Raw genomic sequence first — 21,185 nt, forward strand, 5'->3', positions numbered from 1 at the left:
TGAGCGCGCGTCCGGTGCGGCCTGAGCGCGCGTCCGGTGCGGCCTGAGCGCGCGTCCGGTGCGGGGTGGGGGGTGGGTGGCGTAGGCTGACGCGCGTCGTGCAGACGAAGTCCGGTGAGAACCCGGCACTGTCCCGCAACGGTGGAGTCGTCCGGGCCTTCCCTCGAGGAGGCGCGTGGCGGCCGAGTCCGGTCGAACTGCCCGACGATCCGACACCACATGCCCTCGAGGACCTAGGGCCGGTTCGGACGGCGGACGCCCGTCCCGTCGCTCGAGCGGAACCTCCCTCGACCGACAGGAGACCGCCATGAGCATTCGTCACCCCTTCCGTCTGGCCTGCGCCCTCGCGCTCGGCCTGACCCTCGCCGCGTGCGGCGGCGGGACCACCGACGACGCGTCCGAGGACACCGCAGCCGAGCAGACCGACGACGGCTCGGCGGCCGGCGAGGAGGACTCCGGCGACGACGCCGCCTCCTCCGAGGACATGGGCGAGATGGCCGACCCGGGCAGCTTCCCGGTCACCGTGGACACCGTCGCCGGTGAGGTGACGATCGAGGAGCAGCCGCAGCGGATCGTCTCGCTGTCCCCCTCGGCCACCGAGATCCTCTTCGCCATCGGCGCCGGCGACCAGGTCGTCGCCGCCGACGCCTTCTCCACCTACCCCGAGGAGGCGCCGACCACCGACCTGTCCGGCTACGAGCCCAACGTCGAGGCCATCGCCGGCTACGAGCCGGACCTCGTGGTCATCTCCGGCGACACCGCCGACCTCACCGCCTCGCTCGAGGCGCTGGACATCCCGGTCATCGACAACCCCGCCCCCACGACGATCGAGGAGGGCTGGGACGGCATGGCCATGCTCGGGATCGCGACCGGCCACCCCGACGAGACGGCCGACACGGTCGCCGACCTGCGCCAGCAGGTGGAGGAGGCCTTCGCCGACGCCCCCGAGGGCGTGGAGGGTTTGCGGGTCTACCACGAGCTGGACGAGACCTTCTTCTCCGCGAGCAGCACCAGCTTCATCGGCGACGTCTACGACCAGTTCGGCGCGGTCAACATCGCCGACGAGGCCGACGCGGACGGCACCGGCTACCCGCAGCTGACCGAGGAGGCCATCATCGAGGCCGACCCGCAGCTCATCGTCATCACCGACCAGGTGTCCTACACCGCCGAGGACGTGGCGAACCGTCCCGGCTGGTCCGAGGTCGCCGCCGTCCAGGACGGCAACATCGTCACCGTCTCGGCCGACATCTCCTCCCGCTGGGGCCCGCGCCTGCCGCAGCTGGTGAGCACCCTCGCCGACGCCATGTCGCAGGTGGACGAGCCGGCGAACGGCTGACACGGCATACCCCATGACGACCCGCACCCACGCGCCCACCGACGCGCTCGACGAGGCCGCCGACCGCGCCTTCCGGTTGTCGGTGCCCGCGCTGCTGGGGTGCACGGCCCTGCTGCTCCTCGCGATCCTGGCCTCGGCCACGCAGGGGGCGGCAGGGCTGCCGGTCGAGGGGGTGGTCCGCGCGCTCGTCGGGGCGCTGCCCGGCGTCGAGCTGACGCAGACGCTCAGCACCGCGCAGGAGGCGGTGCTGTGGCAGATCCGGCTGCCGCGCACCATCCTCGCCGCGCTCGTCGGCGCCAGCCTGGCCATGGCCGGCGCGGGCTACCAGGGCGTGTTCCGCAACCCGCTGGCCGACCCCTACCTGCTCGGTGTCTCCGCCGGGGCGGGGCTCGGGGCGGTCCTCGCGCTCGGCTTCGGGCTGGACCTGGCGTGGGGCCCGATCGCCGCGCTGCCGATGGCCGCCTTCGTCGGGGCCGTCCTCGCGGTCGCCGGCTCGGTCCTGGTGGCGCGCGGGTCGTTCCGTGACCCGGCGACCCTGCTGCTGGCGGGGGTCGCCATGGCGGCGCTCTTCTCCGCCACCCAGACGTATGCCCTCACCCGGCTCGACGAGACCCGCGCCCGTGAGGTCCTCTCCTGGCTCTTCGGCCGGCTCGCGACGCACGGCTGGGGGCCGGTGACGCTGCTGCTGCCCTACGTGCTGCTCGCCGGGGCGGTGCTGTGGCTGCACGCGCGCCACCTCGACGTCCTGCGCCTCGGGGACGACGAGGCCCGCTCGCTCGGCCTCTCCCCCGCCCGGTCGCGTCTCGTCGTGGTCGCCGCCGCGACGCTCATCACCGCCGCCGCGGTGTCGGTCAGCGGGCTCATCGCCTTCGTCGGCCTCGTCACGCCGCACCTGGTGCGGCTGCTCGTGGGCCACTCCTACCGGTTGATCGTGCCGCTCTCGGCGATCCTCGGCGGAGCCTTCCTCGCGACCGTCGACATCGGCGCCCGCACCCTCGTCGCCCCGGCCGAGCTGCCGGTCGGCGTCATCACCGCCTTCGTCGGCGCCCCCTTCTTCTGCGTTGTCCTGTGGCGCCGGAAGGCCGACTCGTGACCACCCACCGGCTGCACCCCGCCCACGCCCTGCGCGCCCGCGACGTGCGGGTCGCCTTCGCCGGCACCGAGGTCGTCGCCGGCGTCGACCTGGACCTGCGGGCCGGGGAGTGGCTCGGGCTCATCGGACCCAACGGCTCGGGCAAGTCGACCTTGCTGCGCTCCCTCGTCCGGCTCGTGCCGCGCACCGGCACCGTCGAGCGCGGCGACGGCACCCCGCCCGGCCCCACCGACCTCTCGATCATGCCCCAGTCGCCCGAGCTGCCACCAGGCATGCCCGTGGTCGAGTACGTCCTGCTCGGCCGCACCGCCCACCTCAGCTGGCTGTCCATGGAGTCGCGCGCCGACCGGCGCATCGCCACCGACGTGCTGCGCCGCCTCGGGCTCGCGTCCTTCGCCGGCCGCCCGGTCCGCAGCCTCTCCGGCGGGGAGGCCCAGCGGGTCGTCATCGCCCGCGCCCTGGTGCAGCAGAGCCCGGTCCTGCTGCTGGACGAGCCGACCAGCGCGCTCGACGTCGGGCATCAGGTCGAGGTGCTGGAGCTGGTCGACGAGCTGCGCCGCGAGGACGGCCTGACGGTGGTGGCGGCCATGCACGACCTCGGGATGGCGGCGCGCTACGCCGACCGCCTCCTCCTCCTGGAGCGCGGTGCCCCGGTGGCGCTCGGCACCCCGGACGACGTCCTCGAGGACACCCTGCTCAGCCGGGTCTACCACCACCCGGTGCGGGTGCACCGGCTCGACGGCCACCTCGTCGTGCTCCCGCAGGCGCGGGCACCGCATACCCCTGTCTCGGCGCCGGTCCCCCTCGCCCCACCACCCCACCCCCGTTCTGGACATAGAGATCTGGGGGACGGGTCCCAGAAACCTATGTCCAGAAAGCTGGGTCCGGCAGGTCCCCACGAGGAGGTCTCATGAGCGAGAGCGGCAGCGGCGAGCACGACGCGCAGACGGGCACGAGCGACGAGCACGACGCGCAGGCGGGCACGAGCGGCGAGCACGACGAGCCGAGGACGAAGCGGCCCTACGACCGAGGCAAGCTGCGCTCGGCGCCGTCGTTGGTGCTGGTCAACACCGGGCACGGCAAGGGCAAGTCCACCGCGGCCTTCGGAACGCTGCTGCGCAGCCGGGGGCGCGACTGGCCGACGGCGTGCGTGCAGTTCCTCAAGTCGGGGAAGTGGCGGACCGGCGAGGAGGCGATGCTGCGCCAGCTGGGGGTGGAGTGGTTCAGCGCCGGCGACGGCTTCTCCTGGGACAGCACCGACCTGGACGAGAGCCGGGCCAAGGCGGTCGCGGCGTGGGACTTCAGCGCCGGACTCATCGCCGCGGGCGAGCACCGGATGGTCATGCTGGACGAGATCTCCTACCCGATGAACTGGGGCTGGATCGAGGTGGACGCGGTCGTCGAGGCGCTGCGCGGGCGACCGGAGGACGTCAGCGTCTTCCTCACCGGACGGGAGATGCCGCAGCCGGTCATCGACGTCGCCGACACGGTGACCGAGATGGTGGCGGTCAAGCACGCCTTCCAGCAGGGCATCCGGGCGCGGCGAGGGATCGACTACTAGGTGGGTGCGCTGCTCGTCGCCGGTGCCACGAGCGGCGCCGGCAAGTCCACGGTCACCGCGGCGCTCTGCCGCGCCCTGGCCCGACGCGGCACGGACGTCGCGCCGTTCAAGGCGCAGAACATGTCCAACCACAGCGCCGTCACCCCCGACGGCGGCGAGATCGGCCGGGCGCAGGCCATGCAGGCGCTGGCCGCGCGGGTCGAGACCGACCGCCGCATGGGGCCGGTCCTGCTCAAGCCCGTCGGGATGCGCTCGCACGTCGTCGTCCTCGGGGAGGAGGTCGCCGTCGACGACGCCGTGGGGTATGGCGCCCGCGCCCGCTCCCTGCGACCGACCGTCCTCGACGCGCTCACCTCGCTGCGGCGCGAGCACGCGGTCGTCGTCGCCGAGGGCGCCGGCGGCGCGGCCGAGACCAACCTGCTCGACCGGGACGTCGTCAACCTGCCGCTGGCGGCGGCCGCCGGTATGCCGGCGGTGCTCGTCGTGGACATCGACCGGGGCGGCGCCTTCGCCGCGGCCTACGGCACCTGGGCGCTGCTGCCGCCGCGGCTGCGCTCCCGCCTGCGCGGGGTCGTGCTCAACGGGATGCGCGGCGACGTCTCCCTGCTCGAACCGGCGGTGCGCGACCTCGAGGCGCGCACCGGCATCCCCGTCCTCGGCGTGCTCCCCCACCTGGGCGAGCACCTCATGCTCGGCGTCGAGGACTCCCTGGACCTGCGCGCAGCGGGTCGGCCCTCGCCCGCGGAGGGGTCGGGCGAGGGCCGCCCGCTGCGCGTGGGGGTGATCGCGCTGCCGCACCTGGCCAACCCCTCGGACCTGGACCCGCTCGTCCTCGAGCCCTCGGTGGAGCTGCGGTGGGCCACGCGGCCGGGCGACCTGCTGGACGTCGACCTGGTCCTCCTGCCCGGCACGCGGGCCACGCTCGCCGACCTCGCCTGGCTGCGCGAGCGCGGCCTGGCCGAGACGATCGTGCGCCTGGCCCGGGAGGAGGGCGGGCCGCACGTGCTCGGGATCTGCGGGGGCTACCAGATGCTGGGGACGCAGATCGAGGACGACGGGATCGAGGCCGCCTCCCCCCAGCCCCACCGAGCGCCGCGGATGGTTGGCCCGGCGGCCGGCGTCGTGCCGGGGCTGGGCCTGCTGCCCGTGTCGACGCGCTTCTCCCGGCCCAAGGTGGTGCGCCGGGTGGCGGGCCGCGTGGCGGGTGGCTCGTCGACCGTCTCGGGCTACCAGATCCACCTCGGCCGCGTGACCCCCCAGGAGGGCGCCGTGCCGTGGCTGAGCCTCGACGGCATCGGCGACGAGGGATGCCTCAGCCCCGACCACCGGGTGCGCGGCACCACCGTGCACGGCGTGCTCGACGCGGACGACCTCCGGCACGCGCTGCTCGGAGCGGTCGCCGCGGTCCGGGGCCGTGACGTCCACCCCTCATCCGTCCCGTACGCCGCCGCACTGGACGCCCACCTGGAGCACCTCGCCGACTGGGTGGAGGCCCACCTCGACCTCGACGCCGTGCTGGCGCTGGCCGCGGAGGCCGCGCCGGTCGGCCAGGAGCCGGGATGGTGAGCGCCGATGGGGTGAGCGTCTCCCAGGAGGGCGTCGACGGGCCGGGATACCGCGTCGAGGACGCCGCGCGGGCCCTGGTGTGGGACGTCCCCGAGGGCTGGGTGGCGCTGGGCTCGGCCTCCGTCGGCGGCGGGCTCGTGCGGCCGCGGTGGGTGACCAACCTCATGGTCGAGGACGGCTTCGACCGGACGGACCTGGCCGCGTATGCCGACGAGCGGGCGGGCGAGCTCGGGCTCACCGGCCCGGGCACGACCCTGCTGACGGCGGCGGACGTGCGGCAGGTGGAGAGTGCCGAGGTGGGAGGGGTGGCGTGCTGGGCCACGGTCGGCGTGACCAAGCCGACCTGGGCGGTGGCGCCCGCGCGGGGGGCGGACGCACCGCGCGAGGACCGAGCACCGCGACCTGACCAACCTCGTCAGGGCCGGCGCCCCGCCCCCGGCAGGCCGCGCGGAGAGCAGGTCGGCGAGGCGCCCCCACCTCCGGGGACCATCAACATCGTCGTCGCGCTGCCGGTGGCGCTGAGCACGTCGGCGCTGGTGCAGGCCGTCGGGACGGTCACCGAGGCCAAGGCCCAGGTCCTCGTGCAGGCCGGAGTACCGGGCACCGGCACCGCCAGCGACGCCGTCGTGGTCCTGTGCCCGGAGGCTGCGGAGGAGGGCGGGCCCGTCGAGGCGTTCGCCGGCGTGCGCTCGGTGTGGGGGCAACGGGTCGCGCGGGCCGTGCACGCCGCGGTGGCGGCCGGGCTCGCGGCGCACCCGTGGCGCCCGCCCGCCGGGGCCGTTGAGGTCGGTGGTGCCGGCGGGGCCGGTGTGGTGTGGTGAGCGTGCCTCCCGGCCACCGTGCGGCCACCCCCATGCAGGAGGTGCTCCTCTGCGGTGATGCATCACGACACAGGAAGCTCTTCAACGGAGGAGTCGCGGCGGGTGGCGCGACGACGGCGCGCCGGGGCCTGGGGGTCGCGGCCGGGTTGCTCCTCGACCGGGCGTTCGGTGAGCCGCCGGACGCCTGGCACCCGGTCGCGTGGTTCGGGAGCGCCATGGCTCGCGTCGAGCGCCGCACCTACGCCGACCGTCGCACCGCCGGTGCCCGGTATGCCGTCGCCGGAGCCGGCCTGGGCGCTCTCGCCGGCGCGGCGCTGGGCCGGCTCGGGTCGACCGGCCTGGCCACCGCGGTCGGGGTGGCGAGCGCCGGTCGGATGCTGCGGCATACCTCCGGGCAGGTCGAGGCGAGGCTCGTCGCCGGGGACCTGGCGGGTGCCCGTGAGCTCCTGCCCTGGCTCGTCGGGCGCGACCCGCGCGGCCTCGACGAGGCCGGGGTCAGCGCGGCCGTCGTGGAGTCGCTCGCTGAGAACACCGTCGACGCCGTCGTCGCGCCGGCGCTCTGGGGCCTGGTCGCCGGGGCGCCGGGCGTCCTGGTGCACCGGGCGGTCAACACGATGGACGCGATGGTCGGGCACCGCAGCCCCAGGTATGCCCGCTTCGGCACCGTCGCGGCGCGCGCGGACGACGTCCTGGCCTGGGTGCCGGCACGCCTCTTCGCCGGGATCGTGGCGCTGGACACCGGGCTCGGCACCCTCCCCGCGAGCCTCCGCGGCCGGCCCTCTGCAGGGTCCTCGGCCCGCACGGTCCTGGCGACCGTGCGGCGGGACGCGCCGGCCCACCCCTCCCCCAACGCCGGGGTCGCCGAGAGCGCGGTCGCCGGGGCGCTCGGCGTCGAGCTCGGCGGCCCGCTGGTGTATGCCGGTCGCCGCGAGGACCGACCGACGCTCGGCTCCGGCCCGCGGCCCGGTCCGGCGGACATCGGGCGGGCGCGCCGGCTCGTCGACCGGGTGGAGCGCGCGGTCGTGCTCCTCGGCGTGGCACTGTGGGCGGCGGACCGTGGCCGAGCCTGGAGGAGGAGACCCCGATGACGCTGACCTTCCTCACCGGCGGGGCGCGCAGCGGCAAGTCGGCCCTCGCCGTCCGACGCGCGCAGCGCAGCGGCCGGCCCGTCGTCTTCGTCGCCACCGGGCAGGCCGGGGACGAGGAGATGGCCGACCGGATCTCCCGCCACCAGGCCGAGCGCCCCGAGGGGTGGCGCACCGTCGAGGCACCGGTCGACCTGGTCGACGCCTGCGCGGCGCTCAAGCCGGGGGCCTGCGTCGTCGTCGACTGCCTCAGCCTGTGGGTGTCCAACCTCATGGAGCACGGCGACGACGAGCCGACCACCCTCGACCGGGCGCGCGCGCTGGCGGGGTGGGCGACGGCATACCGGGGCGACGTCGTCGTCGTGACCAACGAGGTCGGGCTCGGGATCGTCCCCATGCACCCGGTGTCGAGGAGATACCGTGACCGTCTGGGCCGGGTCAACGCCGTCCTGGCCCGGGACGCCGGTCTGGCCCAGCTCGTCGTGGCCGGACGCACCCTGACCCTCGACCCGCAGGAGGACTGACCCCATGGCCGACACCGACCAGAGCGCCGACCGCGCCCTGATCGAGCGCACGATCGCCGCGATCGAGGGCCCGGACCACGAGAGCTCGGCGGCGGTCGCCCGCGCCTTCGACGGCAAGGTCAAGCCGGTGCGCAGCCTGGGGCAGCTCGAGGCCCTCGCCGCACGGGTCGCGGGCATCCAGCGCACCACCACCCCGCGGGTCGACTCCCCCGTCGTCCTCGTGTGCGCCGCCGACCACGGGATCGCCCGGACCGGGGTCAGCGCCTACCCGCAGGAGGTCACCGCGCAGATGCTCGCCGCCTTCGCCGGCGGCCGCGCAGCCGTGTCGATCCTCGCGCACCAGGCCGACGCGCAGCTCGTCGTCGCCGACCTCGGGGTGGTGGAGCCGCCGCAGCTGCACCCGACCCACGCGTATGCCCCCGTGCTGGACCGGCGGGTCCGCGCCGGGACGGACAACAGCGCGGAGGGGCCGGCGATGACCCGCGCCGAGGCCGAGCAGGCGGTGGCGACGGGGATCCGCCTGGCCGAGGAGCTCGTCGAGGGCGGGGCCGACCTCATCGCGCTCGGCGAGATGGGCATCGGCAGCACGACGACCGCCAGCGTCCTCACCTCCGCCATCCTCGACCGGGACCCCGCCCGGGTCGTCGGCGCCGGCACCGGCGTCGAGGGGGAGGCGCTCGCGCACAAGGTCGAGATGGTCGACGCCGTGCTCGCCCGGCACGAGGACGTCGAGGAGCCCTGGGACGTGCTGGCCGCGATGGGCGGGCTCGAGATCGCCGCCCTGGCCGGGGTGGCGCTGGGCTGTGCCGCCCACCGGGTGCCGGCCCTGCTCGACGGCTTCATCAGCACCGCGGGGGCGCTGGTGGCCTGGCGCCTGGCGCCGGCCGCCGCGGACGCGATGATCGCCGCGCACCGCTCCACCGAGCCGGGCCACAGCATGCAGCTGCAGGAGCTGGGGCTGACCCCGCTGCTCGACCTGCAGATGCGCCTCGGCGAGGCCAGCGGCGCGGCCCTGGCCATCCCGCTCGTCCGCTCCAGCCTGGCGCTGCTGCAGGACATGGGCGAGCTCGCTGACCTCGGACGGGACGACGCTGCGCCCGACGACACGGCGCCCGACGACGTCGCGCCGGACGCCGCCTCCCCGGCCGCGCCCGACGGCGCGCCACCGCACGGCGGCTGACCACCGATGATCAGCGGGCTCCGGGACGCGACGAGCTTCCTCACCCGGGTGCCGGTGCCGGCGCGCCAGGGCTTCGACCTGGCGGGCGCCGCGTGGGCCTTCCCGGTCGTGGGGGCCGGGGTCGGGGCGTTGGTCGGGGCCGTCGCGTGGTCGGGCCACCTGCTGCTGCCGACCCTCGTGGCGGCGACCCTCGCCGTGCTCGCCGAGGTCGTGCTCACCGGGGCGCTGCACCTGGACGGCCTGGCCGACTGCGCGGACGGGTGCGGCGGGCACGACCGGGCCACCCGGCTGCGCATCATGAAGGACCACGCGGTCGGGGTCTACGGCGCCGCGGCGGTGGTGCTGGCCCTGCTCCTGCAGGTCGCGGCGATCGACGCGCTGCTCGGGACGCTGGACGGGTGGGGCGTCGTCGCCGTCCTCGCCTCGGTCGGCGCCCTCTCGCGCTCGGCCATGCTCACCGTGGCGCTGCGGCTGCCCTCGGCCCGGCCGGAGGGGACTGCAGGACCGCTGGTGCGTGGGCTGCTGCCGGCGCAGGTGCTGGTGGCCGTCGGCCTGGGCACGGTGTCGACGCTCCTGATCTGGCCGGTGGGGGTGTGGGTCGCCGTCGGCGTCCTGCTCGCCGCGTTCGCCACCCCGTGGCTCGTCGAGATGTGGGCGGACCGGATGCTGGGCGGGGCCACCGGGGACGTCCTCGGCGCCACGGCGGTGCTCACCCAGGTGACCGGGCTGCTCGCCGCGCTGGCCGTGCTGGGCTGAGCCGGGACGGCACGGCATACATTGGCGACGTGAGCACTCCCCAGTTCGGCCAGCACCCGGCCCCGCTGCGCACGATCGCGCACGTCAGCGACACCCACCTGCTCGCCGACGGCGCCCGCCAGTTCGGCGCCATCGACACCACCGCCCACGCCCGGGAGGCCCTGGAGCGGCTCACCCGGCTGGACCCCGCGCCGGACGCCATCGTCGTCACCGGCGACCTCGCCGACCGGGGCGAGCCGGCGGCATACCGTGAGCTGCGGGCGATGGTGGAGCCGCTCGCGACCGACCTCGGCGCCCAGGTCGTGTGGGTCATGGGCAACCACGACGAGCGCCCGGCCTACGCCGCCGAGCTCTTCGACCGCGAGGCCGGGGTCGAGGAGGCGCAGGACGCGGTCTACGACGTCGGCGGCCTGCGCGTGGTCTCGCTGGACACGACGGTGCCCGGCTACCACCACGGCGACCTGCGCGAGGAGCAGCTGGCCTGGCTGACCGAGGTGCTCGCGACCCCGGCCGAGCACGGCACCGTCCTGGCGCTGCACCACCCGCCCATCCCGGTGCCGATGGTCCCGGCCGCCGCCATCATCGAGCTGCTCGACCAGGACCGGCTGGCCGCCGTGCTGGAGGGCACCGACGTCGTGAGCATCCTCGGCGGGCACTTCCACTTCTCCTCGCACTCGACCTTCGCCGGGATCCCGGTGAGCGTGGCCGCGGCGACCTGCTACCTCGAGGACCCGGCCCCGCTCGGGCGCTTCACCTCGGCGCTCGACGCGCACCAGTCGGTCAACGTCGTCCACGTGTATGCCGACCGCGTCGTCCACACGGTCGTCCCCGTCGCGGCGGCGCCGGAGGTCGCCGGTCACCCGGCCGAGGTGGTCGAGCAGCTGGCCGCGCTGACCCCCGAGCAGCGGCGCGAGATGATCTCGCGCAAGGGGGCGCGGGGCGCGCAGGAGTGAGCGGGGCGACCCGGGACAGACCGGGGGCCGGCCTCGTCCCCGCCGCCTTCGCCGACCTCGTCCGCGACCGGCCCGCCGACGAGGTGCTGGGGGCGCTGCCGGACCGGGCCGGGCTGCCCCGTGCCGTCGACGGCGCCACCTGGCTCGACGACCTGCCCGGCCTGGTCGACCGGCTGCTCGCAGACTGGCGGCTGACGGTCGCCGGGACCAGCCGGCACGGCGAGTGCGCGCTGGTGGTGCCGGTGCGACGGCAGAGCGGGGAGGCGGCGGCGCTCAAGGTGACCTGGCCGCACGCCGAGTCCCGCCACGAGCACCTGGCCCTGCGGGCCTGGGACGGCCGCGGCGCCGTGCGGCTGCTCACCGCCGACCCGGTCTCCTCGGCCCTGCTGCTCGAGGGCCTGGACGCCGACCGGTGCCTGCGCGAGCGACCTCTCCTCGAGGCGTGCGAGGTCGTCGGGCTGCTCATGCGCGAGCTGGACCGCCCGGCCCTGCCACGGGTCGACACGGTCGCGGCCAAGGCGCGGCGGTGGGCCGAGCAGCTCACCCGCCCCACCCCGAGCGTGCCCCGCCGGCTCACCGAGCAGGCCGCCGCGACCCTGCCGGACCTGCTGGCCGACCCCGGCCCGCCGTCGCTCGTGCACGAGGACCTGCACGACCTCAACGTGCTCGCCCCCCTCCCCGGCTCCGCGGATCGGGGCGACTGGCGGGCGATCGACCCCAAGCCGGTCGCCGGGGAGTGGGCGTATGCCGTGGCCCCCGTCGTCTGGAACCGCGCCGGGGAGGCGGCCCGGGCGAGCAACCTGCGCACCCACGCCCGGCTGCTGGCGGACGTCGTGGCCGACGCGGCCGGGCTGGACGAGGACCGGGTGCGCGCCTGGACCTTCGTCCGGCTGGTGCTCAACGCGGTGTGGGCGGCGCCCTTCGCGCCGGCGTCGGACGACTTCCGGGCGCGGATGATCGCCCTGGCCAAGGCGTTCACGGACTGAGGCGGCCCGCGCCCGAGGGTGGACGACCCGGGCGCCGGGACGGTGACTGACCGGGCGCCGGCGGGACCACCGGCATACGCTCGAGGGATGCACACACGGACTATCGGCAACCCCACCGTCGGCGAGCACCAGGTCGGTGCGATCGGCCTGGGGCTCATGACCTTCGACCAGAGCGGGGAGCAGCCCCGCGAGCAGCTCCTCGACACCGTGCGCGCGGCGCTCGACGCCGGGGTGACGCTGTTCGACACCGCGGACGCCTACGGGCCCGGCGAGAAGGGCGCCGGTGCGCAGGGGGAGAACGAGCGCCTCGTCGCCTCGCTGCTCGACGAGCTCGGCGTGCGCGACCAGGTCCTGCTGGCGACCAAGGGTGGGCACGTGCGCACCGACGGCGGCGCCTGGGAGACCGACAGCAGCCGCAGCCACCTCACCTCGGCGGTGGACGCCAGCCTCGAGCGGCTCGGGGTCGAGCAGATCGCCCTGTGGCAGCACCACCGGCCCGACCCGGACACCCCGGACGACGAGGTCTTCGCGACGCTCAAGGAGATCGCCGACTCCGGCAAGGTGGCGATGATCGGGCTGTCCAACGCCGACCCCGCCCAGATCCGGGCCGCCCACGAGGTGCTCGGGGACGCGCTGGTCAGCGTGCAGAACCAGTTCAGCCCCAAGTTCCGCAGCAGCTACCCCGAGATCGAGGTCTGCGCCGAGCTGGGCCTCGCGTTCCTGCCCTGGTCGCCGCTGGGTGGCCTCAACGACGCCAAGCAGCTGGCCGAGCACCACCCGGCCTTCGCCGAGGTCGCACGGGAGCGCGGCGTCAGCCCGCAGCAGGTCGCGCTGGCCTGGGAGCTGGCGCAGTCGCCGGTCGTCATCCCCATCCCCGGGGCCAAGCGTCCCCAGTCGGTCACGGACTCGGCGGCCGCCGCCGACCTGCAGCTCAGCGACGAGGAGCTGGCCCGCCTGGACGGCTGACCCTCCCGCGCGAGCCGGGTTGTCGCTAGGCTGCGGCGGGTGAGCGCACCGGCGGGCGTGGCCGTGGACGTCGACTGGGCGCGGGTGGCGACCGAGTTCCACCGCGACCGGGACGTCATCGCGACGCGCACCGCGATCAACGCCTCGCGGGTCGACCTCGCGGAGTTCACCGGAGCCGTCGAGGGCCTGGTGAGCGGGCCGGACCGGGACCCCGCCGCGGTCACCGCGGCCGTCCGAGGTCTCTGGTCCCAGGCCGCCCGGCAGCCGGGGGCGTCCTTCCTGCTGGGGTTCTCCCTGTATGCCGAGGTGCAGCACGGGTGGGAGCTCAGCGCCGACACCGACAACATGGCCGTGCTCATCGAGTCGGTCCGGGAGACCTGGCTGACCGCCCGGACGGCGGTCGACGACGGCCAGGAGCGCGCGCTGGTGGACCTGCTGGTGCGCCACCTCGGTGACCTGCTGGCCGCCTTCGAGATGGAGAACGGGCTCAACTGCTCGTGCGCCCTCGAGACCATCCAGGCCGCCGGGCAGGTCGCCGACGGGACGGCCGCGGTGCTCGCCGACCTGGACGCCCTCACCGGAGACGCGCCCACCACCCACGGGGTGGCGGGCGCCGGCGCGGCGCCCGTGACCCCCGCCGGCCTGCTCCGGCGCGTCCTCGAGGCCCACCACCTCTACTTCGACGGGGTCCGGCTCTCGGCCCAGACCATCCTCGAGCACGTGCTCGGGGAGGTCGAGGTCGAGGAGGTCGAGGCCCGCGCCGCCGCGCTGCAGCAGGCCCTCATGGACGAGCGGCTGGCGGTCGACGTCTACCAGAGCGAGCTGCGCGCGCACGTCATGGCGCTCACCGCCCTGGCCGCGCGGTTGCGGTCCACGGCGCTCTCGGGACTGACCTTCCCGGGCCTCAAGGTGACGTATGTCGTCCCCTTCACCGCCCGGGGCGCCACCGACAACCTGGCGCGGGACAACGAGCGGCTGGTCGCCGCCGTGCGCCGCCACGGCCACCGGCTCATCGGCACCGGCCCGCTCGCCCCGCTCCAGGTGCGCGACCTCGAGCTGAGCGACATCTGGAGCCACGGCCGGGACGAGGTGTTCAGCGAGGCCACGGAGTCCGAGCTGGAGCCGACGGCATACCAGGTCGTCACCGCGGTCCTGCCGGACCTGTGGATCCAGCCACGCGCACCGGGTCTGCCCCGGCTCGGGCCGTACCGGGTCGAGATCCGCTTCTCCTCCTTCGGCAACCACCACGTGCGCGTCAGCGGCCCGGTGCAGCCGGCCGACGACGACCGCCCGCCCGGCTACCACGACCTCAACCAGGCGCTGCGCCGCGGGTCCGGCTTCATGGGCGCCGAGGACGTCGTGCTCGACTCCGGGGGCCAGGTCCACGGCTCGGTGGGGCAGCTCGCCGCGGCCGTGGTCGAGATGGTGTCGGGGTGGGACGACCTGCTCGAGGTCCGCAAGCTGCGCTGCCACGTCGACCCGGCCATCGACACGCACGCCCTCATCACCGTGCCCGAGGCGTTCGTGCGCACCCCGACGGAGCCCGGCGCCCCGCCCGTCTCCGTCGAGGCCACCGGGGAGCAGATCCTCGACGCGGTCGGCCCGCTGCTGCTCATCCCGGCCGAGCGCACCGCCGCCGGGTTGGAGGAGTGGCTCCGGTATGCCGACCCCGGCCTCGACGCCGACATCCCCAACTTCCTCGGCCAGCTCGCGCCGCTGGACTCCCTCGCCGTCCAGACCGCCCGCAGCACGTGCCTCTACACCCCCGGCCTGCCGGACTGGTCCCTGCTCGGCACCAGCGAGCTCGTCGAGTTCGTCGTGTCGTCACGGGCGCTCATCCGGCAGTGGAACAACCACCTGCAGGAGGCGGTGGACGTGGCGACGACCATGCTGCGACGGCGTCTGGCCGGGGAGTCGCTCAAGACCGACGAGGTGCGCCTGCTGCGGCTGCGGCTGGCCGACCACGGCGCCCTCATCCGCCAGCAGCGGGCCCTGCTGCACTCCGAGGAGCTGGCCCGCTCCCCCGGGCACCGGCACATCCTCGACAACCTGCTGCACACGAGCGGGGCCTCCCGGCTGGAGGCCGAGCTCGCGACGAGCATCGGTGAGCTGGACGAGCTCTACACCCAGCTCGGCGACGACGCCGCCGCGGTCGAGGAGGCCCGGACCGCGGCCTACCAGAACCTCGTCGGGCTCATCCTCTTCGTCCTCGCGCTCTTCTCGCTCGCCGACCTCTTCGGCTTCGTCAACGACTCGGTCTTCCCCGCCCGCACGCCGACGGCCGTCGTGGCCGCGGAGCTGGTCACCTATGCTCTGGCCATCGTCGGTCTGGCGGTGTGGGGAGTCATCGGATACCGCAGGAGCACGCGTGGTTGAGCTGGTCGAGAGCGGTATGACGTCCGAGCAGGTGTGGCGGGACTGCTACGCCCAGGTGCTCGCCCCGTCGTTCCCGGCCGACGAGCTGGTCGGCGAGGACGACTTCGTCGCCGCGTGCCGGCGACCCACCAGCCAGGTGGTCGTCGCGCTCGACGGCACGGAGCCGGTGGGGGTGTCGGTCGTCGACGCCGTCGCTCCGGACGCCCCGGTGGCGCTGCTGTCCTACCTCGCCAGCCATCCCGTCCGCCGCGCCGGTGGCGTCGGGTCCCGGCTCATGGAGCGCCTGCGCGCCCGTGGGCCGATGCTGCTCGTCGAGATCGAGGACCCCCGGGCGCACGACGACCGCGGCTTCGGCGACCCCCGGCGGCGCATCGAGTTCTACCGCAGGCACGGCGTGCGGGCGCTGGACGTGCCGTTCTTCCAACCACCTGTCGCGCCCGGTCGACCACGGGTCGAGGGGATGCTGCTCGGCGTCCTCACCCCGGGCCCCGTCCCCGAGCGGATCGACGCCGGGCCGGTCCGGGCCTACCTCACCGACTACCTGCGCGGCTCCGGCGAGGACCTCGACGCGGCGCCGGCGAGCACCCTGCTGGAGGCCCTGGCCGGGGAGACGGTGCCGGTCATCGACCTGCCGACCACCGAGGAGACGACATGAGCGCCACCCCCACCATCCCCGCCGAGATGACCGCCAGCGTGCTGACGGGCGTCGGGTCCATCGTGCTGGAGCAGCGAGCCGTGCCGCAGCCCGCCCCCGACGAGGTGCTCATCCGGGTCGCCAGCGTCGGGGTGTGCGGCTCGGACGTCCACTACTACGAGCACGGGCGTATCGGTGAGTACGTCGTCGAGGAGCCGCTGATCCTCGGCCACGAGCTGAGCGGCACGGTCGTGGCGGTGGGCAGCGACGTCGACCCGGGCCGGGTCGGCGAGCGGGTCGCCGTCGAGCCGCAGCGCCCGTGCCGGGTGTGCGACTTCTGCAAGGCCGGTGACTACAACCTCTGCCCGTCGATGGAGTTCTACGCCACCCCGCCGGTCGACGGGGCGTTCTGCGAGTACGTCGTCATCCAGGCCGACTTCGCGTTCGCCCTGCCCGACTCGATCAGCGACCACGCGGGCGCCCTGCTGGAGCCGCTCTCGGTCGGCATCGCGGCCGCGCAGAAGGGCGGCATCAAGGTCGGGGACCGCGTGCTCGTCGCGGGAGGTGGCCCCATCGGCATCATCACTGCCCAGGTGGCCCGGGCCTACGGCGCCGCGGAGGTCGTGCTCACCGACATCAACCCCGCCCGCCGCGAGCTGGCCTCGCGCTACGGCGTGACCCGCGTGGTCGACCCGGGTCAGGAGTCGCTCGAGGGTCTGGACGCGCACGTCTTCGTCGACGCCACCGGCGCCGTCCCCGCGATCAGCTCGGGCATCCGCGCGACCCGTCCCGGCGGCACGGTGGTGCTCGTCGGCAGCGCCGACGAGATCCCGCTCTCGGTGCCCGACGTGGCCATGCGCGAGCTCAACGTCACCGGCATCTTCCGCTACACCGGCACCTGGCCCATCGCCCGCGAGCTGGTCCGCAGCGGCCAGGTCGAGGTCGACTCCCTCGTCACCCACGTCTTCGGCCTGGAGCAGGTGGAGGAGGCGCTCTCCGGCGACGGCGCCCAGGACAGCCTCAAGCGCATCGTCCTGCCGGGGGTCAGGCGCGTGGAGGACCCGGTCGCTACTGCCCGGGGCGGGCGGCCTTGAGCACGGGCGCTGACGACCGCAGCGCACCCACCCGCGGCCGACCCTCCTGAGCGCCACCCCGCCGACCGGCGCGGTGGCGCTCAGCGGCGTGCGGCGTCATACCTGCTCAGCGCCTCCTTGCGCTCCTCGGCGTGGTCGACGATGGGCTGGGGGTAGTCGTGGTCGTAGCCGTCGTCGGCCTTCCACGGCTGGTGCGCGGACTTGCCGGAGAGGTGGCGCAGCTCGGGCACCCAGCGCCGCACGTAGTCGCCGCTCGGGTCGAACTTCTCCCCCTGGGTGACCGGGTTGAAGACGCGGAAGTACGGCGAGGCGTCGGTGCCCGTCCCGGCGACCCACTGCCAGCCGTGGTTGTTGCTCGCGATGTCGCCGTCGACGAGCCGGTCGAGGAACCAGCGCGCCCCGGTCGGCCACCAGACGTGCAGGTCCTTGGTGAGGAAGCTCGCGGTGATCATCCGCACCCGGTTGTGCATCCAGCCGACCTCGCGCAGCTGCCGCATCCCCGCGTCGACGATCGGGTAGCCGGTCCGTCCGTCCTTCCACGCCTGGATCGCGTCCTGCGGCTCGTCGTAGCGCATGCCGGGCAGCGCGTCGCGCAGGTCGTGCCACGCGCTGCGAGGGTTCTCGGCGAGGACGTCGCCGTAGAACTCGCGCCAGGCGATCTCCTGCTCGAAGGTCTGCGCGCCCTGCGAGCGCTTGTCGGCGAGGTCGGCCAGGATCGTCCGCGGGTGGATCGCGCCGATCTTGAGGTAGGCCGACAGCCGGCTGGTGCCGTCGACGGCCGGCTTGTCGCGGTCGCCGTCGTAGTCGTCGAGCGCCTCGTCGCGGAAGTCGCGCCACCGGGCCAGCGCGGCCTTCTCCCCCGCCTCGGGCATCTGCGGCAGGTCGTCCTCGCGCAGCGCCGTGTCCAGCATGTCGAGCGCCTTCTGGTGGCTGTCGACGTCGACGAGGTCCAGGGAGCGGGGGTATGCCGCGGGCTCGGGCCACCCGTGCTCGCGCCAGGCGCGGTGGAAGGGGGTGTAGACCTTGTAGGGGTCCCCCGAGCCGTTGCGCACCAGACCCGGGCCGACGGCGTACGGGGTGCCGGTCTCGACCCACTCGACGTCCTTGTCGGCCAGCGCGTCCTGCACCTTCTGGTCACGGCGCCTCCCGGAGGGGGTGACCTCGCGGGTCACGTGGACCGAGCCGGCCTCCACCTCCTTGGCGACGGCGGGCACGACCTTGGCGGGGTCGCCGTGCCGGACGACGAGGCGCCCGTCGAAGTCCTCCTGGGCGGCCTGCAGGCTCGCAGCCAGCCAGGCGCGACGCACCGGGCCGCCGCGCTCCCAGAGGTAGGGGTCGACGACGAAGAGCACGCAGACCGTGCCGTCGTCCGCGGCGTCCCGCGCGGCGAGCAGGGCGGGATGGTCACCGCGGCGCAGGTCGCGGCGCAGCCAGAGCAGGGCGGTCATGTCGTCACCGGTGCCGAGGTCATACCTCGACCCTAGATCGAGCCACCGACAGTGGCGACCACGCGCGTGGGAAGGATGCGGGGGCCCTGCGGGGACGGCATAGTGGCCCCATGAAGATCGCCGTGCCGACCGAGGTCAAGAACAACGAGTTCCGGGTGGCCATCACCCCGGTGGGGGTGCACGAGCTGGTGCGCCGCGGGCACGAGGTCTTCGTGCAGCAGGGGGCCGGGCTCGGGTCCTCGATCAGCGACGAGGAGTACGTCGCGCAGGGCGCCACCATCGTCGACGGACCGGACGCGACGTGGGCGGCCGGCGAGATGGTGCTCAAGGTGAAGGAGCCGATCGAGAGCGAGTACGCCTACCTACGTGACGACCTGCTGCTCTTCACCTACCTGCACCTGGCGGCGGACGAGCCGCTGACCCGCCGGCTGGTCGAGGCGGGCACGACGGCCGTGGCCTACGAGACGGTGCAGCTGGACAGCGGGATGCTGCCGCTGCTCTACCCCATGTCCGAGGTCGCCGGGTGCCTCGCGCCGCAGGTCGGGGCGCACACGATGATGAAGGCGCAGGGCGGCCGCGGCGTGCTCATGGGCGGCATCGGGGGCGTCGCCAACGCCAAGGTGCTCGTCCTCGGCGGCGGCGTCGCGGGGCAGAACGCCGCCAACATCGCGCTCGGCATGGGCGCCGACGTCACCATCCTCGACACCGACCTCGACAAGCTGCGCACGCTCTTCTGGCGCTTCGACAACCAGGTGAAGCAGCTGGCGTCCAACAACCTGACGATCACCGAGCTGGTGGCGGACGCCGACATGGTGATCGGCACGGTCCTCATCCCCGGCGCCAAGGCCCCCAAGCTCGTCACCGACGACATGGTCGCGACGATGAAGCCGGGCTCGGTGCTCGTCGACGTCGCCATCGACCAGGGCGGCTGCTTCGAGGGCTCGCGCCCGACCACGCACGCCGAGCCGACCTTCCCGGTGCACAACTCGCTCTACTACTGCGTCGCCAACATGCCCGGCGCCGTCCCCCACACCTCCACCTGGGCGCTCACCAACGCGACCCTGCCGTATGCCGTGCAGCTCGCCGACAAGGGCTGGGAGCAGGCCCTGCGCGACAACGTGGCCCTGGCGAAGGGGCTCAACACGCACGCGGGCAAGCTCACCTACGGCGCTGTGGGAGAGGCGTTCGGTATGGAGTCGGTCACCGTGGAGGACGTGCTCGGCTGACAGCTGTCTCGGCGCATCTGCGCATCCCCGGACGGCACCATGTCTCTCCAGCACTCCCTCATGAACGAATGAACAGGGGTATCGCTGCGGCCTCACGCTGTTCGGAGGTCGTCGCGCTCGGTCGGCGAGTCCGGTGGGCGTGACATACCGGATCTGCCGAGTACAGGAGGGCCGGACCGGCCGATGCGGCGTGAGCCTGACCCACCTGATTCCCAGGCGAGCAAGAAGTGACGTGCCATGACGACCTCGGCCAAGGCACTGGCCCGGTCCCGCCGCCAAGACGCTGACGGCAGGAGCAGCAGGGCGAGATCGGTCACCCAGTGGAGCAACGAGCTCCCCCGTTCGGGCGAAGCGAGCCCCAGACCTTCAGTCCCTAACCGCAGCGCCGTGGCAGCGCGCGTTGGTTTGAAAAGCTCGACGTCCTGTGGGTAGGTCCTTTCCCATGAGCCACCTCCAGCCTCTCTTCGAAAGTCTGATCTGCGACGACTTCCGAGCCGCCAGGATTTCGAGTCAAACTATCGAGCCGCCGACACTCCGGCCACAACTTGACTCGACGCGGCCCACCGGACGTGACTCGAAAACGGTCGTCAACGAACCAGCCCTGCTGGCGCGCTCTCAGGTCCGAAACACAAGGTTATGAAGGGCGGTGAGGGGGCAGAATTGCAGTCATCCCTATTGGCGAGACCTCACCGCCTCGCGGGAGTAATGTTCGTTCCGTGTGCCCACAGTCCCTGAAGGATAGCCTTCGATGCACCTGAGCACTCGTCGCAACATCGCGGCAGCGATCATGTTGCTGCTGATGCTGGCTCCGTTCACGATGCTGACCGCCCCTAGCTCAGACGTCGGCCACAAAGCCCTACTGACAAGTCTCGGCCTGTTCGTTGTCGGACTATGGCGCCTATGCGTTGCCCTCTGGGGACCCGTCGTCGCTCTGCTGACGTGGGGGGCCGCGTGGCCCATGTACTTCCTGATCTCGTGGCTGCTCGTCGCCGGCCTGTGGCCAGCACCCGAGAACTCCTGGGGACACTTCGCGTTCGTCTTCCCCGCCTGGGTAGCTATCGTGCTGCTCGGCAGTGGCATGCTCGTGCATCTGCTCGAGGTCGAGCAGCGTCGGACCTCGTCGACACACTCCCTGAGAACCTCGAACGCATAGAATCTGTTGTTCGGACGAGTCGAAAACTCCCGGGCGCCGAGGCGCGCCAAACGGACCTGGCCGACCTGTCGGTAAGGCCTTCACTCGGGTTGCTCGCGTCACAGCGGGCGAGAAGGGCAGGAAGTAGACCCCGGTGAGGCGCCAGGGCTCGACCCGTCTGTCGCGATGTCCGGCCCGACGCGCCGAACCTAGAGCGGTGGGACCTGGTACGTATCGACCTTCCAGTCCCAGGTGGTCATGTCGTGCGGGTCCAGGTTCAGCAGTGAGGTGATCACCATGGCCATGAGGACTGAAGCGCCCCAGCTTTGCGGCCGCTCCTATACGGGTTCCGGCTCTCGATTGAGGGCGGTGTAGTAGGTCTGCTCGAATTCCGCGGGGCTTTGGTGGCTCTTCGAGTTTGAGCGTGGTCCCGGGTGTTCACGCCGCG

The 21,185-nt window shown here is 73.8% G+C and carries 19 protein-coding genes; 18 read left to right on the forward strand and 1 reads right to left on the reverse strand.

Annotation, left to right across the window (positions count from 1 at the left end):
* The first annotated feature begins 307 nt into the window (after positions 1 to 307).
* The 16 genes from AVL62_RS16235 to AVL62_RS16310 all read left to right on the forward strand — a co-directional run bounded on the left by AVL62_RS16235 (position 308) and on the right by AVL62_RS16310 (position 16,931).
* Positions 308 to 1,336 (forward strand): ABC transporter substrate-binding protein, encoded by a 1,029-nt coding sequence (locus AVL62_RS16235; RefSeq protein ID WP_058892698.1) that lies wholly within the window; start codon positions 308 to 310, stop codon positions 1,334 to 1,336.
* A gap of 13 nt (positions 1,337 to 1,349) precedes the next feature.
* Positions 1,350 to 2,429 (forward strand): FecCD family ABC transporter permease, encoded by a 1,080-nt coding sequence (locus tag AVL62_RS16240; protein ID WP_058892699.1) that lies wholly within the window; start codon positions 1,350 to 1,352, stop codon positions 2,427 to 2,429.
* A complete protein-coding gene (locus tag AVL62_RS16245; RefSeq protein ID WP_235585739.1) occupies positions 2,426 to 3,343 on the forward strand; it encodes an ABC transporter ATP-binding protein in 918 nt (305 codons plus the stop codon). The genes AVL62_RS16240 and AVL62_RS16245 overlap by 4 nt, the downstream gene beginning before the upstream one ends.
* The gene (cobO, locus tag AVL62_RS16250; RefSeq protein ID WP_235585740.1) at positions 3,340 to 3,990 is read left to right on the forward strand and encodes a cob(I)yrinic acid a,c-diamide adenosyltransferase; all 651 of its coding nucleotides are present in this window, start codon (positions 3,340 to 3,342) and stop codon (positions 3,988 to 3,990) included. The genes AVL62_RS16245 and cobO overlap by 4 nt, the downstream gene beginning before the upstream one ends.
* Complete coding sequence (locus tag AVL62_RS16255; RefSeq protein ID WP_058892700.1) at positions 3,991 to 5,556, forward strand: cobyric acid synthase; 1,566 nt, start codon at positions 3,991 to 3,993, stop codon at positions 5,554 to 5,556.
* On the forward strand, positions 5,550 to 6,377 hold the full coding sequence (locus AVL62_RS16260) for an adenosylcobinamide amidohydrolase (protein WP_058892701.1): 828 nt from the start codon (positions 5,550 to 5,552) through the stop codon (positions 6,375 to 6,377). The genes AVL62_RS16255 and AVL62_RS16260 overlap by 7 nt, the downstream gene beginning before the upstream one ends.
* Positions 6,374 to 7,465: a CobD/CbiB family cobalamin biosynthesis protein gene (locus tag AVL62_RS16265; protein ID WP_235585741.1), complete on the forward strand. Its 1,092-nt coding sequence runs from the start codon at positions 6,374 to 6,376 to the stop codon at positions 7,463 to 7,465. Before AVL62_RS16260 ends, AVL62_RS16265 begins: the two co-directional genes overlap by 4 nt.
* Positions 7,462 to 7,986 (forward strand): bifunctional adenosylcobinamide kinase/adenosylcobinamide-phosphate guanylyltransferase, encoded by a 525-nt coding sequence (cobU, locus tag AVL62_RS16270; RefSeq protein ID WP_058892727.1) that lies wholly within the window; start codon positions 7,462 to 7,464, stop codon positions 7,984 to 7,986. The genes AVL62_RS16265 and cobU overlap by 4 nt, the downstream gene beginning before the upstream one ends.
* 4 nt (positions 7,987 to 7,990) lie before the next feature.
* Positions 7,991 to 9,166: a nicotinate-nucleotide--dimethylbenzimidazole phosphoribosyltransferase gene (gene cobT, locus AVL62_RS16275; RefSeq protein WP_058892702.1), complete on the forward strand. Its 1,176-nt coding sequence runs from the start codon at positions 7,991 to 7,993 to the stop codon at positions 9,164 to 9,166.
* Between the two features lie 6 nt (positions 9,167 to 9,172).
* The gene (gene cobS, locus AVL62_RS16280; RefSeq protein WP_058892703.1) at positions 9,173 to 9,922 is read left to right on the forward strand and encodes an adenosylcobinamide-GDP ribazoletransferase; all 750 of its coding nucleotides are present in this window, start codon (positions 9,173 to 9,175) and stop codon (positions 9,920 to 9,922) included.
* A gap of 29 nt (positions 9,923 to 9,951) precedes the next feature.
* Complete coding sequence (locus tag AVL62_RS16285) at positions 9,952 to 10,875, forward strand: metallophosphoesterase (protein WP_058892704.1); 924 nt, start codon at positions 9,952 to 9,954, stop codon at positions 10,873 to 10,875.
* Positions 10,872 to 11,861: an aminoglycoside phosphotransferase family protein gene (locus tag AVL62_RS16290; RefSeq protein ID WP_058892705.1), complete on the forward strand. Its 990-nt coding sequence runs from the start codon at positions 10,872 to 10,874 to the stop codon at positions 11,859 to 11,861. The genes AVL62_RS16285 and AVL62_RS16290 overlap by 4 nt, the downstream gene beginning before the upstream one ends.
* Positions 11,862 to 11,948: 87 nt before the next feature.
* On the forward strand, positions 11,949 to 12,827 hold the full coding sequence (locus AVL62_RS16295; protein WP_058892706.1) for an aldo/keto reductase: 879 nt from the start codon (positions 11,949 to 11,951) through the stop codon (positions 12,825 to 12,827).
* A 39-nt stretch (positions 12,828 to 12,866) separates the two neighbouring features.
* A complete protein-coding gene (locus tag AVL62_RS17405) occupies positions 12,867 to 15,203 on the forward strand; it encodes a hypothetical protein (protein WP_161937899.1) in 2,337 nt (778 codons plus the stop codon).
* Complete coding sequence (locus tag AVL62_RS17410) at positions 15,196 to 15,858, forward strand: GNAT family N-acetyltransferase (protein WP_161937900.1); 663 nt, start codon at positions 15,196 to 15,198, stop codon at positions 15,856 to 15,858. Before AVL62_RS17405 ends, AVL62_RS17410 begins: the two co-directional genes overlap by 8 nt.
* Positions 15,855 to 16,931 (forward strand): NAD(P)-dependent alcohol dehydrogenase, encoded by a 1,077-nt coding sequence (locus tag AVL62_RS16310; protein WP_058892709.1) that lies wholly within the window; start codon positions 15,855 to 15,857, stop codon positions 16,929 to 16,931. The genes AVL62_RS17410 and AVL62_RS16310 overlap by 4 nt, the downstream gene beginning before the upstream one ends.
* Before the next feature lie 80 nt (positions 16,932 to 17,011).
* Here the strand turns inward: AVL62_RS16310 and AVL62_RS16315 are convergent, their stop codons facing one another.
* Positions 17,012 to 18,379, reverse strand: coding sequence for a cryptochrome/photolyase family protein (locus AVL62_RS16315; protein WP_058892710.1), 1,368 nt, complete (start codon positions 18,377 to 18,379; stop codon positions 17,012 to 17,014).
* 110 nt (positions 18,380 to 18,489) lie between these two features.
* Between AVL62_RS16315 and ald the strand changes: the two genes are divergently transcribed.
* Complete coding sequence (gene ald, locus AVL62_RS16320; protein ID WP_058892711.1) at positions 18,490 to 19,605, forward strand: alanine dehydrogenase; 1,116 nt, start codon at positions 18,490 to 18,492, stop codon at positions 19,603 to 19,605.
* 748 nt (positions 19,606 to 20,353) lie between these two features.
* Complete coding sequence (locus AVL62_RS16325) at positions 20,354 to 20,758, forward strand: hypothetical protein (protein ID WP_058892712.1); 405 nt, start codon at positions 20,354 to 20,356, stop codon at positions 20,756 to 20,758.
* Positions 20,759 to 21,185 lie beyond the last annotated feature (427 nt).

This window comes from Serinicoccus chungangensis (assembly GCF_001483745.1).
GTDB classification, from domain to species: domain Bacteria; phylum Actinomycetota; class Actinomycetes; order Actinomycetales; family Dermatophilaceae; genus Ornithinicoccus; species Ornithinicoccus chungangensis_A.